Here is a 14132-nt window from a genome sequence, read left to right as displayed (position 1 = left end):
TGTTCCTATACGTTTCATATTCATACTCCTGCTTTCCACGATCAATGGCGCCATTCTATTTTCTGCAAGCTTTGGCTTAGCTTAAGGTTGGGCCACCTATAATTCGAGCATGCACATACTGATCATTGAAGACGACCTGGATCTGGGCTTCGCCCTGCAGCAGGCATTGAAGGCCGAATCCATCAGCAGCGAGTGGCTGCGCCGCGTCGAGCAGGCGCCGCGCTCCTTCCACGACTGCGCCTACGACTGCGTGCTGCTCGACCTGTCGCTGCCCGACGGCACCGGCTTCGACCTGCTGGCGCGCTGGCGCCGCGCCGGCATCGCCGTCCCGGTCATCATCATCACCGCCCGCTCGGCGCTGGAGGACCGCCTGGCCGGCCTCGACGGCGGCGCCGACGACTTCATCCTCAAGCCCTTCGCCACGGCCGAGCTGGTGTCGCGCATCCGCGCCGTGCTGCGCCGCTACGCCCAGCAGGCCAGCGAGGTGTGGAGCGTGGGCGAGCTGCGCATCGAACCGAAGAGCTACACGGCGACGCTGGCCGGCGTGACGCTGGAGCTGTCGCCGCGCGAGTTCCACCTGCTGCTCGAGCTGGCGCGCGAGCCGGGCGCCGTGGTGCCCAAGGGCGCCCTGGCGCAGCGCATGGAGCCGCTCGGCGAGGCGCTCGACTTCGGCGCCATCGAAGTGCACATCTCCAACCTGCGGCGCAAGATCGGCGCCGAGCGCATCCGCACGGTGCGTGGCGTAGGCTACATGCTGGCGGCCTGAGATGGCGCCGATCGAACGCTTGCGCCACTGCCTGCGCCCGACGCTGGTGCGCCGCGTGCTGCTGGTGCAGCTGATGGCGGTGGCGCTGACCTGGCTGCTGTTGCTGGTCTACCTGTCGAGCGAATTCTTCGATTCGCACTCGATGGACCGCGACCTGGTGGCGATGGGCGGCACCGTCGCCGCCTCGGTGGCGGCGGCCGGCAGCGAGGCCGAGGCGCGCGTCGCGCTGGACGCCTCGGCGGCGATGCTGCACAACGCCTACCGCATCAACGAGATCCCCGGCGTGCGCCTGCTGCAGCTGGCCGACGGCCAGGGCCGCCGCCTGCACACGGCGCCGGCCGGCGTCGGCGTGGCGCTGCCCGGCGACAGCGCGCGGCTGACCACGCTGCTGATCGACGGCCACCAGTACCGCGTGTTCCAGCGTGGCGCCGGCCCCTGGCAGGTCACCGTCGCGCAGCCGTTGATCGCCAAGTCCTGGGCGGTGCGCATGGTGGCCGGCGACCTGGCCTTCGACATGGTCATCGCCTTCCCGCTGTTCCTGCTGCCGATCTGGATCGGCGTGGCGCGCGGCATGCGGCCGCTGCGCGCGCTGTCCGAGCGCATCGCCGCGCGCGGCGCCGACGACCTGCGCCCGCTCGGCATCGACTCCAGGTACGCCGAGCTGAAGCCGCTGGCCAGCGCCATCGACAGCCTGCTGGCGCAACTGGGCCACAAGGTGCAGCGCGAGCGCGCCTTCGTGCAGGACGCCGCCCACGAACTGCGCACGCCGATGGCGGTGATCTCGGCGCAGGCCCACGCGCTGGCGCGGGCCGACGATCCGCGCCAGCGCGCCGACGCCGAGCAACGGCTGGACCGCGCCATCGGCCGCGCCTCGCACCTGGTGCAGCAGTTGCTGGAGCTGGCGCAGATCGACCGCGAGCAGGCGCCCGCCAGCGCGCCGTTCGACCTGGCGCAGCTGGTGCGCCAGGAGCTGGCGCAGCTGGCGCCGGCGGCGATGGCGCGCGACATCGAGCTGTCGTTGGAGGCACCGGACAGCCTGGCGCAGGCGCTCGAGCTGCACGCCTTCCAGTCGGTGCTGCAAAACCTGCTGACCAACGCGCTGCGCTACGTGCACAGCGGCGGCGAGGTGGTGGTGGAACTGGCGCGGCGCGACGGCGCGCTGGTGCTGTCGGTGGCCGACAACGGCCCCGGCATCGCGCCGGCCGAGCGCGAGCTGGTGTTCGAACGCTTCTACCGTGGCGCCGGCCACGACGCCGCCGGCACCGGCCTGGGACTGGCCATCGCCACCCAGGCGGCGGCGCGGCTGGGCGGCCGGCTGACCTTGGGGCCGGGCCTGGGCGGCGCCGGCTGCACCTTCACCGCCCGCTTCCCGGCATAGGCATGCCGGCGCGGCGGCTCAGCCCTCCCAGGCGCAGGTGCGCAGGCCGCAGAAGATGTCGTCGCGCTCGGGCCGGTAGAAGTTGCGGAATTTGGCCGAGCCGAGCCGCGACGGCGTGGCGAAGCTGGCGCCGCGCAGCACCTGGTGGCTGCCGAACCAGGGCTCCGAGTACTCGCGGTAGCGGTCGGCGACGAAGCCGGTGTAGGGCTCGAACGGCGACGCCGTCCACTCCCACAACTGGCCCCAGCGGAAGGCCGAGTGGCCCGACAAGGCGGCGTACTCCCACTCGGCCTCGGTGGGCAGGCGCCGCTCGGCCCAGGCGCAGTAGGCCTGCGCCTCGTACAGGTTGATGTGGCGGACCGGTTCGGCACCGGTCAGCGTGCTCAGTTGGCCGAAGCGCATGGTGCGCCACTGCTGGCCCTCGCGCTGCCAGTAGCGCGGCGCCGAGCGCTCCTGCTGCATTAACCAGTTGCAGCCGGCGCCGCTCCAGAACTGCCGCTTGTCGTAGCCGCCGTCGGCGATGAACTCGGCGTACTGGGCGTTGGTCACCAGGCTGCTGCTGATGGAGAACGGCGCCACGTGGCAGGCGTGGTCGCGCCGCTCGTTGTCGAAGACGAAGCCGCCGTCGGCGGCGCTGCCCAGGTGCAGCGTGCCGCCGGGGAAGCGGATGTCGACCGGCGTGTAGCAGGGCTGCTGCTCGAGCGCCAGCCGGGCCGGCGCGGCCAGGCCCAGGGTCTGCAGGGTGTACAGGAAGGCCTCGCCGTGCATGTCCTCGTGCGCCAGCGCCAGCCGGTAGGGATACAGCGCCTTGTCCTCGAAGGCCTCGCGGCTCAACTTGTCGAGCACGCGGTCGAGCACCTCGTGGCAGTAGGTCTTGACGGCGCCGGTGCTGGGCAGGTCCAGCGTCCAGCGGCTGCGGTGCGCCACCGTGTTCGAGTCGAACCAGTCGTCGCCCCGGCTCAGCAGGGAGTTGTAGAGCGCGTCGACCGGGTGGCTGGAGGCCGCCTCGCGCAGGATGAACCATTCGGCGAACCAGGCGGTGTGGCCCAGCTCCCACAGCGGCGGGTTGACGATGCGCAGCTGCGGCACGTTGGCGGCGACGTCCATGCCGGCCGCCGCGAAGCACTCGAACAGCGTCAGCGTATAATCTCGCGCACTCTGCAAGGCGTCGGCCAGCTGCATCGGACGGGCGTTTCGGAAGGAGGCGTTGATTGAACTCATGCCCCGATTGTAGCCCAGGCGCCCGCCAAAAGACCAACCATGAGCAAGCCAACACCGTGAGCAAACCGCACATCTGGATCGTCAGCCCGGCCTCGGCCAAGGCCAACAACGGCAATTGGCAGAGCGCCAAGCGCTGGGCGCGCTTCCTGCGCACGCGCTACCGCGTGACGATTGCGCAACAGTGGCCGGCGTCGGACGGCGACGCGGGCGACACCGCGCCCGACCTGCTGATCGCGCTGCACGCGCGCCGCTCGGCCGCCGCGCTGGCCGCCTTCCACCAGGCCTGGCCTCAGCGCCCGACCGTGCTGCTGTTGACCGGCACCGACCTGTACCGCGACATCCAACACGACGCCAGCGCCCAGGCCGCGCTGCGCCAGGCCAGCGCGCTGGTGGTGCTGCAGCCGGACGGCCTGACCCACCTGCCGGCGCCGCTGCGGTCCAAGGCCAGCGTGATCTACCAGTCCGCCGCCACGCTGCGCGCGGCAACGGCGCAGGCCACGCATGCGCAGCCCGCCGGCGGCGCGGCCGACGTCACAGCGCCGGCAGCGCCGCCGGCGCCGCGCCGGCGCCACCTGGACATCTGCATGATCGGCCACCTGCGCGCCGAAAAAGACCCGCAGACCTTCATGCGCGCCGCCGCGCTGGTGACGGCGCCGGCGGCGCGCCTGCTGCACATCGGCGGCGCGCTCGAGCCGGAGCTGGGCCGGCTGGCGCAGCAAACCCAGGCCGCCACGCCGCGCTACCACTGGCTCGGCGCCCTGCCCCACGGCGCCACGCGGCAGCGCCTCAAGCGCAGCTTCTTGATGGCGCTGACCTCGCACATGGAAGGCGGCGCCAACGTCATCATCGAGGCGGTGACCTGCGGCGTGGCGGTGCTGGCCAGCGACATCGGCGGCAACCGCGGCATGTTGGGCGACGACTACGAAGGCTACTTCGCGCCCGGCGACGCCGCCGCGCTGGCCGGTCTGATCGAGCGCTGCATCGCCGAACCGGCCTTCCACGCCCGCCTGCGCGCCCAGTGCGCCGCGCGCGCGCCGCTGTTCGCCCCGGCCGCCGAGCGAGCGGCGCTGCTGAAGTTAGTGGATAATCTGCTCCATTCCCCGCACCACACCACCCTACAACGGAAACCAATATGACCACCGAGACCATCAAACTGACCTCCTTCTCCCACGGCGGCGGCTGCGGCTGCAAGATCGCGCCCGGCGTGCTGTCCGAGATCTTGAAGAACTCGACCGGCTTCCCGGTGCCCAAGGAGCTGATGGTCGGCATCGAGACGGCCGACGACGCCGCCGTCTACAAACTCAACGACGAGCAGGCGCTGATCGCCACCACCGACTTCTTCATGCCGATCGTCGACGACCCCTTCGACTTCGGCCGCATCGCCGCCACCAACGCCATCTCCGACGTCTACGCCATGGGCGGCACGCCGATCATGGCGCTGGCCCTGGTCGGCATGCCGATCAACAAACTGCCGCTCGAGACCATCGGCCAGATCATCCGTGGCGGCGAGAGCATCTGCGCCGAGGCCGGCATCCCCATCGCCGGCGGCCACACCATCGACTCGGTCGAGCCGATCTACGGCCTGGTGGTGCTCGGCCTGGTGCACCCGTCCAAGGTCAAGCGCAACGCCGACGCCCGCGCCGGCGACGTGCTCATTCTCGGCAAGCCGCTCGGCGTGGGCGTGCTGTCTGCCGCGCTGAAGAAGGACAAGCTCGACGCCGCCGGCTACGCCGCGATGATCGCCAACACCACCAAGTTGAACAAGCCGGGCAAGGCGCTGTCGGACATGGCCGGCGTGCACGCGCTGACCGACGTCACCGGCTTCGGCCTGCTCGGCCACCTGCTCGAGATCGCCCGTGGCGCCGGCCTGACGGCCGAACTGAGCATGGCGCAGATCCCGCTGCTGCCCGGCGTCGAACAACTGGCCCACGACGGCTACTTCACCGGCGCCTCCGGCCGCAACTGGGACGCCTACGGCAAGGACGTCACCCTGGCGCCCTCGATCAGCCAGGCGCAGCACAACCTGCTGACCGACCCGCAAACCTCGGGCGGCCTGCTGGTGTCGTGCGACCCGGCCAGCGTCGACGAGGTGCTGGCCCTGTTCGCCAGCGAGGGCTTCGGCGAGGCCGCCGTCATCGGCAAAATGGTGGCCGGCGCGCCGCACGTGCAAGTGGCCGCCTAACGTAACGGCAACCCGGCGATCCAATGGCGGGCCGACCTATCCGCATAGGGTCAGCCCCTCAGGGTCTGACCCTGGCTTGATTCCGGGGCCCACCGACGCAACAAAGAAAAACGCCGCCACGGCGATACTCCGTGGCGGCGTTTTGTCGTCTGCGGCCTAAGCGGCCGACGCCAGCCGCATCAGGCCTTGCGCTGCTTGCGCTTGGCCAGGCCGCCCAACAGGGCCAGGCCGCCGACCAGCATGGCCCAAGTGCCCGGCTCCGGCACCGGCGCGATGGCGAAGGAGAGGTTGTCGGCGTAGCCGTCGTTGTAGGAGCCGTCCAGGCGCTTCATGTCCAGCGCGATGCCGACCGTGACGGCGCCGACCGGAACATAGCCTTGGGTGTCGCGCGCCACCAGGCCGGTTTGGCTGTGGCGCTCGGCCGCGCCGACCGGCGCCAGGCTGGCGCTGCCCAGCACGTTGCCGCCGGCGTCGAGGAAGGTGGCGCTGAGCATGGCGTTGTCACCCTGCGAGGCGTAGCCGCCCAACCAGCCGGCCAGGTCGAACTGCGTCTTGCCGCTGTTGATCGCGCCGGCGTAGGCGCTCAGGTCGATCACCTGGCTGGCGCGCGAGGCGCCGTTGCTGTCGCCGCCGGCGAAGAAGTTCAGGCCCCGGTTGGCCGGGCCGGCGTCGCTGGCCGAGGGGAAGCCGCCGCCGGCACCGTACCGGACGGTGGAGAAATTGGAGCTCAGCGACCAGCCCGGCGTGCTGCCCAGGCCGCCGTCGGACGAGCCGACGCCCGCCTCGGCGTCGCCGTTGACGATCAGGTTGGCGCCGAAGCCGGCGCCGGTGGCGTGGGCGAACGGCGCGGCCAGGGCCAGGGCGCCGGCCAGGGCCAGCAGACGGGTGGTCTGGATGAACGGAGTGGAGCGCATGGATATCCTTTCGACTTGGTGGAGGTGCGGTGCGGCGGTGGCGTGGCGGCGTGGCGCCGCGCGGCCGGACCGGCCCGGGAAAAGTGCACATTTTACATTGCTTTCGTATCAACACCCAAGCGCCGCGCGGCATCCGGCGCGGCCACCGCGCCACGCCGGCGGCCGCGCGCCGCGCAAAGGACTTGACAAGCCCGCTTGCAATCTCGTACATTCGATGCATGACCTCGCATCTGCACACATCCCCTTCCCTGCTGTCGCACGCTGGCGCCCTATCGCTAGCGTCGCTACTACTAGCACGCGCTTAAATTCGTTTCAACGCATTGCTCCGTCCGGCCACAAGCCGCACGTGTCTCACCACCCCAGGAAAGTTTGCCCAGATGTTCACTCCGGCTACCCGCGTCCCTAGCAGCACCGACAATTCGCCCGCCGCGTCGCGCCCCGCGCCCGCGCGCGTCCTGTCGGCCCTGCTGCTATCGCTACCGATCGGTTGCCTGGCCTAGTGTAACGTGGCCGCCCGGCAGCCAGTCGCCACCTGCGCAACGCAGAATGCAGCGCGCAGCCGCAGTGAAAAACGCCTTCCCCGCATTCCCCCATTCGAGACCCAGGAGCATCCCATGATGTTGCAGAACCCATCCAGCAAATACCGCGCCTTCCCACCCGTGCAGTTGTCCGACCGCCAGTGGCCCAACAACATCATCAGCAAACCGCCGATCTGGATGAGCACCGACCTGCGCGACGGCAACCAGGCGCTGATCGAGCCGATGAGCGCCGACAAGAAGCTGCGCTTCTTCGAGCTGCTGGTCAAGATCGGCATCAAGGAGATCGAGGTCGGCTTCCCGTCCGCCTCGCAGACCGACTTCGACTTCGTGCGCAAGCTGGTCGACGAGAAGCGCATCCCCGACGACGTCACCATCATCGTGCTGACCCAGTCGCGCGAGGAGCTGATCCGTCGCACCGTCGACTCCGTGGTCGGCGCCCGCCGCGCCGTGGTCCACCTGTACAACTCGGTGGCGCCGGTGTTCCGCAAGGTGGTGTTCGGCATGTCGCGCGAGGAGATCACCGAGATCGCCACCAGCGGCACCCGCCTGGTCAAGCAACTGGTGGCCCAGCATCCGCAGACCGAATGGGTCTTCGAATACACGCCGGAATCGTTCTCCACCACCGAGCTGGACTTCTCCAAGCACATCGTCGACGCCGTCAGCGCCATCTGGGAGCCCAGCCCGCACAACAAGATGATCGTCAACCTGCCCTCGACCGTCGAATGCAGCACGCCCAACGTCTACGCCGACCAGATCGAGTGGATGTCGCGCAAGCTGGCGCGGCGCGACTCGCTGATCATCAGCGTGCACCCGCACAACGACCGCGGCACCGCCGTCGCCTCGGCCGAGCTGGCCGTGATGGCCGGCGCCGACCGCGTCGAGGGCTGCCTGTTCGGCAACGGCGAGCGCACCGGCAACGTCGACCTGGTCACCCTGGCGCTCAACCTCTACACCCAGGGCGTCAACCCGGGCCTGGACTTCTCCGACATCGACGAGGTGCGCAAGTGCGTCGAGGAGTGCAACCAGCTGCCGGTGCACCCGCGCCATCCGTATGTCGGCGATCTGGTCTTCACAGCCTTCTCCGGCTCGCACCAGGACGCCATCAAGAAGGGCTTCGCCCAGCAGCAGCCGGGCGCGCTGTGGGAAATCCCCTACCTGCCGATCGACCCGGCCGACCTCGGCCGCAGCTACGACGCGGTGATCCGCGTCAACAGCCAGTCCGGCAAGGGCGGCATGGCCTACCTGCTGGAACAGGACTACGGCCTGGTCTTGCCGCGCCGCCTGCAGATCGAGTTCTCCCGCGCCGTGCAGGCGGTGGCCGACGCCACCGGCCTGGAGATCACCGCCGAGGGCATCCACCGGATCTTCCAGAACGAGTACCTGGAGCAGACCGCGCCCTACGCCTACGCCTCGCACAAGCTGGTGGAAGACACCACCAGCGACGAGTCGGTGCAGATCGACATCGCGCTGAGCCACCGCAACGCGCCGCTGGCCCTGCAGGGCGGCGGCAACGGCCCGATCGACGCCTTCGTCAACGCGCTCGGCCTGGACATCAAGCTGATGGACTACCACGAGCACTCGATCGGCTCGGGCGCCAACGCCCAGGCCGCCTGCTACGTCGAGCTGCGCCTGGCCAACGGCCCGACCCTGTTCGGCGCCGGCGTCGACAGCAACATCGTCACCGCCTCGTTCAAGGCCGTGCTGAGCGCCGTCAACCGCCAGCTGCGCCTGAGCGAGGGCGCCTCCAGCGGCAAGAGCGCCGGCGTGACCGCCTAAAGCGCTGCACAGCGTCCCCCGGCCGCCGGGGGACGCTGCGCCGGGCCGCCGGGAGGAGAACTCCCGCGTCCCGGCCGCGCCGTCGCATCCCCGCCTCGTCCGCACGACAGACCGCCCCTCCACAGCCGAGACGCTACCTGGCCCCCCGATAGGTTTTCGGGTGTGGCACGCTTTCGCCGAGCTTGTCCGCCCGCACCATAATGGGAGCGACGAAGATCAGCTTTCTTTCCAGCCGACCGGGGCCGTGGATCTGCATGCGGAAATGCCCACGCCGCCAATGTGGCGCCTTGCCGTGCCCGGTAGAACTCGCCCCCAAGGTTGCCGACAACGCCGTTGGCCCCACCGTGATGCGGTCGTACAGCGATTTGATCTGGCGGCCCGCCTTCGCGCGCTTTTTCGGCCCAATACGTTCCAACCTTTTCAGGGCCTCCGTGTGGGATGTCTCCACCACTTGGCGCGCAGTCTTCAAGCCCAGATACAGGAACAACTTGACGACGAAATTGAGCGCCTCCAGCAAGTGCCGCCGCTCCAGTTCATCATGCCCGCTTTCTTCATACCGTTCAAAGACGGCATCGACCCAGTCGACAACAGGCCTATCGCTGGCGCCCACAGGCGCGCATAGCAAGTAATATCCGGCATAACGATCATTGTTTTTCCCGATAAAGATCAATTCCAGCTCGCGTTTGCTGGCGTCGCCCGAATGATCCGGCGACTGCGAAACAAAGCAAAATACGCCGTCAAAGATGATCTCGTCGTCGCCGCAAGCTGGGCAACGCAGGACGCTTGCCGCTTCAGCACCGAAATGCACGTACTGCGCGGCAAACGGGGGCGCGAACATTCCCATCGGAAGTGTTACGTCCACGTCGGAGTGGATCAGCAATGTTTCCAGCGCCGGCGTGGATTCGATGATCGCGCCCCGCTTACACTCGAACATGATATTGGCGCCCACCTGCACCGCCATGTTTTCAGCCGTGCCGAACCAGCTGTCCGCCCCTGGAGAACCCGGCGCAGGGGCGAAGAAACGCCCGATGTGCGCGTTGAGCGGTTCGATGCACCACATCGCGGCACTGCCCTCCTTTTCAAGCTGGCTCCAAAACTCCCGCCCCAACCTTGTGCTTTGCATGGCGCCGCGCCAACCCTCGACCGTGCCTTGATTGCGATACGCGACCGGATACGGCAGCCCCCCCAATTCGCTCTGCATACTGTGCTGATAAGCGGTGCCGACATTGACGAGGATGGCCTTCCAGGCTGCCAAATAGGCCCTGGCTGCACCATCCGGGTCGGCATCGAACGCCACCCCGCCGTTGCGACGACAAGGAAAATCCGGCCATGTTTGTGGCTGGGAAAAAATCTGCCGGATTGCTGGAATCATGAGCTCTCCTAAGGACATGGTGAATGACCGCCGTGGCCCACGGCAGGGGCTGAAACTTCATGCGTTCCTGCGAGTATTTGGCAGCGATCAAAACACGGACTTGTTCTGAATCAACACCATGAACGATTCCATATTCCGGCAGCGCGCACGGCAGTTTCTTGCGCAATCGCAGAGCCGGGTCCAATTGGCAATTCAATAATGACTGCCGGCCTCAGGCACAAACATCGATATGGCCAAGATCGGAGCGCACGAACATGAGCACCTTTCCTTCCAGCGTGTGGGATCGACTAATCGGACCTAGCCAGGTTCCAATGGGGCATCCGAATTCGACCGGTCTGACATTGGAGCAGTACAAGCGCGTCATCGCCCGCGACCTGGAGGCGCTGCTCAACACCCGCGTTGCCATACCGGAGGAAGAGCTTGCGCCATATCCCTTCAGCAGGAACTCCATCGTCAACTTCGGCCTAGCCGACTTCGCGCAGCTGTGTCTGACCAGCAGCGAGGATAGAAAGGAGATCTGCGACCGTCTGAGGACGGCCATTGAACGCCACGAGCCGCGCCTGCGCCACGTGCGGGCGCAACTGCTACATGAACCAGGGGCCATCAACCGGCTCAGCTTCGCCATCTCCGGGCAGCTGCACGCGCGGGCCGAAAACGAGCGCATCCAGTTCGACGTTACGCTCGAGCCGTCGCGGCTGCACTATTCCATCCGCTGATATCGCTTGTCCCACCGAGGAGGAATCCCATGAAAAAGCTGCGGCCGTATTACGAGCGCGAACTGGGCATCATGCAGGGTTTGAACGCCGAGTTTGCCGCCGAGTTTCCGGCCCAGGCCGGCCTGCTGGGCATGGAGGACGGCAACAGCGACGACCCGCACATCGAACGCTTCATCCAAGCCACCGCGTTGTCGAATGCCCGTACCGCCAAGTTAATCGACGACAACGACGTGAAGGTGACCGAGGCGTTGTTGAACGTCAACTATCCCCACTATCTGCAGCCGTTCCCGTCCACCGCCATCGTGTGCGTCGACATGCAGGCCGGCATCGACAAAATTACGACTGTCGGCCTCATTCCGCGTGGCGCCATGCTCAACGCGAAGATGCCCAATGCGCCGGTCTGCAAGTTCCAGACCGTTTTTGATGTGCCGCTCGCCCCCGTCGTGCTGTCGAAAGTGGAATTTCGCCCCTTCATCGAACTGCCGCTGTCGCTGCCACGCGCGGCCGGCGTCACGTCGGCACTGCGCATCGACATTGAATGCAAGGCGGGAAACATCTTCCTGGAGCAACTCCAACTGGAGCGGATTCGGGCCTTCGTCAACGCCGAGCAGTCCCTGTGCGCGACCACGCGCGACGTGCTGTTCATGCGCGCAAAAACAGCCTACATCGAACTGGACGACGGCGCCGGCTGGGTCGTCCTCAAGAACGTGCCCATCAAGGCGGTCGGCTTCGCGCCGCACGAGGCCTTGATCCCCTACAAGGCGTCGTCGCATCCGGCCTATCGATTGCTGACCGAGTACTTCGTCTACCCGGAAAAATTCAACTTCTTCGATATCGACTGGCCGGCGCTGGCGCCGCACCTGCCGCCGAACTGCAAGCGGCTCAGCCTGCATCTTGGCCTGGCCGGCGTCCCCGCCGACTCGCACGTCGCGCGCAGCCTGGCCGAGCTGTCGAGCAAGAACTTCGTGCTGGGCTGCACGCCGGTGGTCAACCTGTTCAAGCGCAGCGCCTGCCCGATTGAACTGAGCCACACCGCGCCCGACTACGAACTCAGCCCCGACGGCAGCCCGGCCGACGCCTACGACATCCACAGCGTCGACCGGGTCTACTCGGTGCGGGAATCGCGCCATGGCCCGACGCTGACCGAATTCCGGCCGTACTACTCCTTGCGCCACGGCGAAGCCGGCGGACGGCACGGCCGCTACTACCTCGTCAGGCGCGATCCGATCAAGGCGATGAGCAACCCCGGCCATGAAACGCGCATCTCCCTGGTCGATCTCGACCTCGATCCGCTGGCCATTCCCAACGCCAGCGTGTCGATCGACCTCAGCTGCACCAACCGGGACTTGCCGAGCCGCCTGCGCTACGGCGGCGCCGCCGGCGACCTGACGCTGGAACAGCCGACGGGGGGCCATCCGCTGCGCTTCCTGCGCAAGCCGACGCCGCAATACCGCTTCAGCCCGGACGACCACTGGCGCCTGATCTCGCAATTGTCGCTGAGCCACTGCTCGCTGGCGTCCGGCGGCCTGGACAATTTGAAGGAAACGCTGACGCTGTACGACCTGCCCCAGTCGTCCGTCTCGCAACGGCAGATCGCCGGCATCACCGCACTCGCGCACCGCCCCGCCAGAACCTGGTTGCCCGACGGCGGCATCGGCTGCCTGGTGCATGGCATCGAGATCCTCCTCACGGTCGACGAAGACGCCTTCGCCGGCACCGGCATCCATCTGTTCGCCCTCGTCCTCGACCATTTCTTCGGTCTGTACGTGCACCTGAACAGCTTCAGCCAACTGACCATCCTGTCGCTATCGAGCGGAAAGGAACTGCTACGATGCCAGCCCCGAAATGGCGCCATCAATCTAGTCTGATCCATCAATTGATCGATCAGCCCCAACGCTTCCAGTACTTTCAGGCCGTGCACCTGATCGACCGCTGGCTGCGGCGCGGCGCGCCGGCGCACGGCCGCACACTGGACACCGTGCTGCGCTTCAAAAATAGCGTCTCCCTTGCCTTCCCGGCCAGCCAGATCGAAGCGCTGTCCGTCGACGCCGAAGCGCCGGTGTACGGCGAGCCGGCCTTGCCGCACGCGCTGGACCAGCGGCAATTGCGCCACATCCGCCTCACCCCCGCCTTCATGGGCTTCCTCGGCGTCAACGGGGTACTGCCCTACGTCTACACCGACACCATCGCCGCGCAGATCCACTTCGACAAGAACGAGGGCGGCCGCGCCTTCTTCGACAGCTTCTCGCACCGCTCGATGACCTTGTTTTATCGCGCCTGGGAAAAATGCCACGTCGAGTACCGCGTCGACGACAAGGGCCGCGACGGCTTCCTCCCAATACAACTGGCGCTGGCCGGCAAGGCATCGACCGGCGCCGGCGCCGGCGCCGGCGCGGCGACGGTGAACGCCGCCGAGGGCGGCATCGCCGACGAGGTCGCGGCGCATTACGCGGCACTGATACGCCATCGCCCGCTGCCGGCCGAGGTGATTGCAGGTGTCCTCAGCGAATACTTTTGCCTGCCCTTCCGACTGGAACAGTTTGTCCGCGCGCGCGAAATCCAGCCGCCGGAAGAGCGCACGCGGCTCGACGCCCAGCGTTTCCAACTTGGCGTCAACACCATGCTCGGCCCGGGCTACTGGCGCCGCGACTTGTGTGTGCGTCTGTGGATCGGCCCCCTTAGTCGCGCCGACTTCGACCGTTTTTTCCCTATCGGCAGCGGCGGCAAGGCGCTCAAGTCGATGCTCGCCCTGTTCGCCGTGCCGAGCGTGCGTTTCGAAGTGCGTCTGATCCTGCGGGCCCAGGACGTCACGCCCGTGGCGCTGGATTTCCGCTCCCGGCTGGGTTACGGCACTTTCCTGCTCAACCAGCCGGCGACAGGCGACGAGCACAGCACCCGCTACTACCTCACCTTCTGACTGGAGCTCATTGTGGACTACGACGACGATTTCGAAGGTGCCGACCTGATCGGAAAATATCTGTCCGCCAAAAACCGCCCGCTGCGCATGAACCTGAACTTCCCCGACGGCGTCGCCAGCGACGTCCTGCTGCCGCAGCGCATAGACGGCGTCGAAGCCGTCTGCGACGGCATCGAGCTGCGCATCTACTGCCTCGCGCTGGACGCCGGCATCCCGCTCAAAACGCTGGTCGGCCTGCCGGTCGAGGTGCAGCTCGTCACCGACCAGGGCAATCTGCGCAGCATCTGCGGCATCGTCGCCGAGGCCAGCCAGGGCGAGAGCGACGGCGGCCTGGCCAGCTACCAGTTGGTG

At 67.4% G+C, this 14132-nt stretch carries 12 protein-coding genes; 9 read left to right on the top strand and 3 right to left on the bottom strand.

The window, feature by feature from the left end; translation table 11 throughout:
• Positions 1–109 precede the first annotated feature (109 nt).
• Together BM252_RS15220 and BM252_RS31995 are read left to right on the top strand one after the other, a co-directional pair.
• Positions 110–766, top strand: coding sequence for a response regulator (locus BM252_RS15220; RefSeq protein ID WP_093388529.1), 657 nt, complete (start codon positions 110–112; stop codon positions 764–766).
• A 1-nt stretch (position 767) separates the two neighbouring features.
• Positions 768–2144 carry a sensor histidine kinase gene (locus BM252_RS31995; RefSeq protein ID WP_093388528.1) on the top strand — a complete coding sequence of 459 codons (1377 nt, stop codon included), beginning with the start codon at positions 768–770 and terminating at the stop codon, positions 2142–2144.
• 18 nt (positions 2145–2162) lie between these two features.
• On the opposite strand, the gene senA is transcribed toward BM252_RS31995, so the two are convergent.
• Positions 2163–3365 carry a selenoneine synthase SenA gene (gene senA / locus BM252_RS15210; RefSeq protein WP_245774275.1) on the bottom strand — a complete coding sequence of 401 codons (1203 nt, stop codon included), beginning with the start codon at positions 3363–3365 and terminating at the stop codon, positions 2163–2165.
• Positions 3366–3421: 56 nt separating this feature from the next.
• Here senA and BM252_RS15205 point away from each other — a divergent pair, with 56 nt between their 5' ends.
• Together BM252_RS15205 and selD are read left to right on the top strand one after the other, a co-directional pair.
• A complete protein-coding gene (locus BM252_RS15205) occupies positions 3422–4501 on the top strand; it encodes a glycosyltransferase (RefSeq protein WP_093388527.1) in 1080 nt (359 codons plus the stop codon).
• Entirely contained in the window at positions 4498–5547 is a 1050-nt protein-coding gene (selD, locus tag BM252_RS15200; RefSeq protein WP_093388526.1) for a selenide, water dikinase SelD, read from the top strand. Before BM252_RS15205 ends, selD begins: the two co-directional genes overlap by 4 nt.
• 179 nt (positions 5548–5726) lie before the next feature.
• Here selD and BM252_RS15195 read toward each other — a convergent pair whose 3' ends face one another.
• Complete coding sequence (locus BM252_RS15195; protein WP_093388525.1) at positions 5727–6461, bottom strand: PEP-CTERM sorting domain-containing protein; 735 nt, start codon at positions 6459–6461, stop codon at positions 5727–5729.
• 614 nt (positions 6462–7075) lie between these two features.
• Here BM252_RS15195 and leuA point away from each other — a divergent pair.
• Positions 7076–8776 (top strand): 2-isopropylmalate synthase, encoded by a 1701-nt coding sequence (gene leuA, locus BM252_RS15190; protein WP_093388524.1) that lies wholly within the window; start codon positions 7076–7078, stop codon positions 8774–8776.
• A 133-nt stretch (positions 8777–8909) separates the two neighbouring features.
• Here leuA and BM252_RS15185 read toward each other — a convergent pair whose 3' ends face one another.
• Positions 8910–10148 carry an AcrVA2 family anti-CRISPR protein gene (locus BM252_RS15185; RefSeq protein WP_139236513.1) on the bottom strand — a complete coding sequence of 413 codons (1239 nt, stop codon included), beginning with the start codon at positions 10146–10148 and terminating at the stop codon, positions 8910–8912.
• 254 nt (positions 10149–10402) lie between these two features.
• Here BM252_RS15185 and tssE point away from each other — a divergent pair, with 254 nt between their 5' ends.
• From tssE to BM252_RS15165, 4 genes are all read left to right on the top strand, one after another.
• Positions 10403–10864 (top strand): type VI secretion system baseplate subunit TssE, encoded by a 462-nt coding sequence (tssE, locus tag BM252_RS15180; RefSeq protein ID WP_093388522.1) that lies wholly within the window; start codon positions 10403–10405, stop codon positions 10862–10864.
• Positions 10865–10893: 29 nt separating this feature from the next.
• Entirely contained in the window at positions 10894–12732 is a 1839-nt protein-coding gene (gene tssF, locus BM252_RS15175) for a type VI secretion system baseplate subunit TssF (RefSeq protein ID WP_093388521.1), read from the top strand.
• Entirely contained in the window at positions 12696–13781 is a 1086-nt protein-coding gene (gene tssG, locus BM252_RS15170; RefSeq protein ID WP_093388520.1) for a type VI secretion system baseplate subunit TssG, read from the top strand. Before tssF ends, tssG begins: the two co-directional genes overlap by 37 nt.
• A gap of 12 nt (positions 13782–13793) precedes the next feature.
• A partial coding sequence (locus tag BM252_RS15165) for a contractile injection system protein, VgrG/Pvc8 family (RefSeq protein ID WP_281249355.1) occupies positions 13794–14132 on the top strand: 339 nt, incomplete at its 3' end.

The sequence above is a fragment of the Rugamonas rubra genome (assembly GCF_900114705.1).
Lineage (GTDB): Bacteria > Pseudomonadota > Gammaproteobacteria > Burkholderiales > Burkholderiaceae_D > Rugamonas > Rugamonas rubra.
This window is presented reverse-complemented; position numbering and strand designations above follow the sequence as displayed.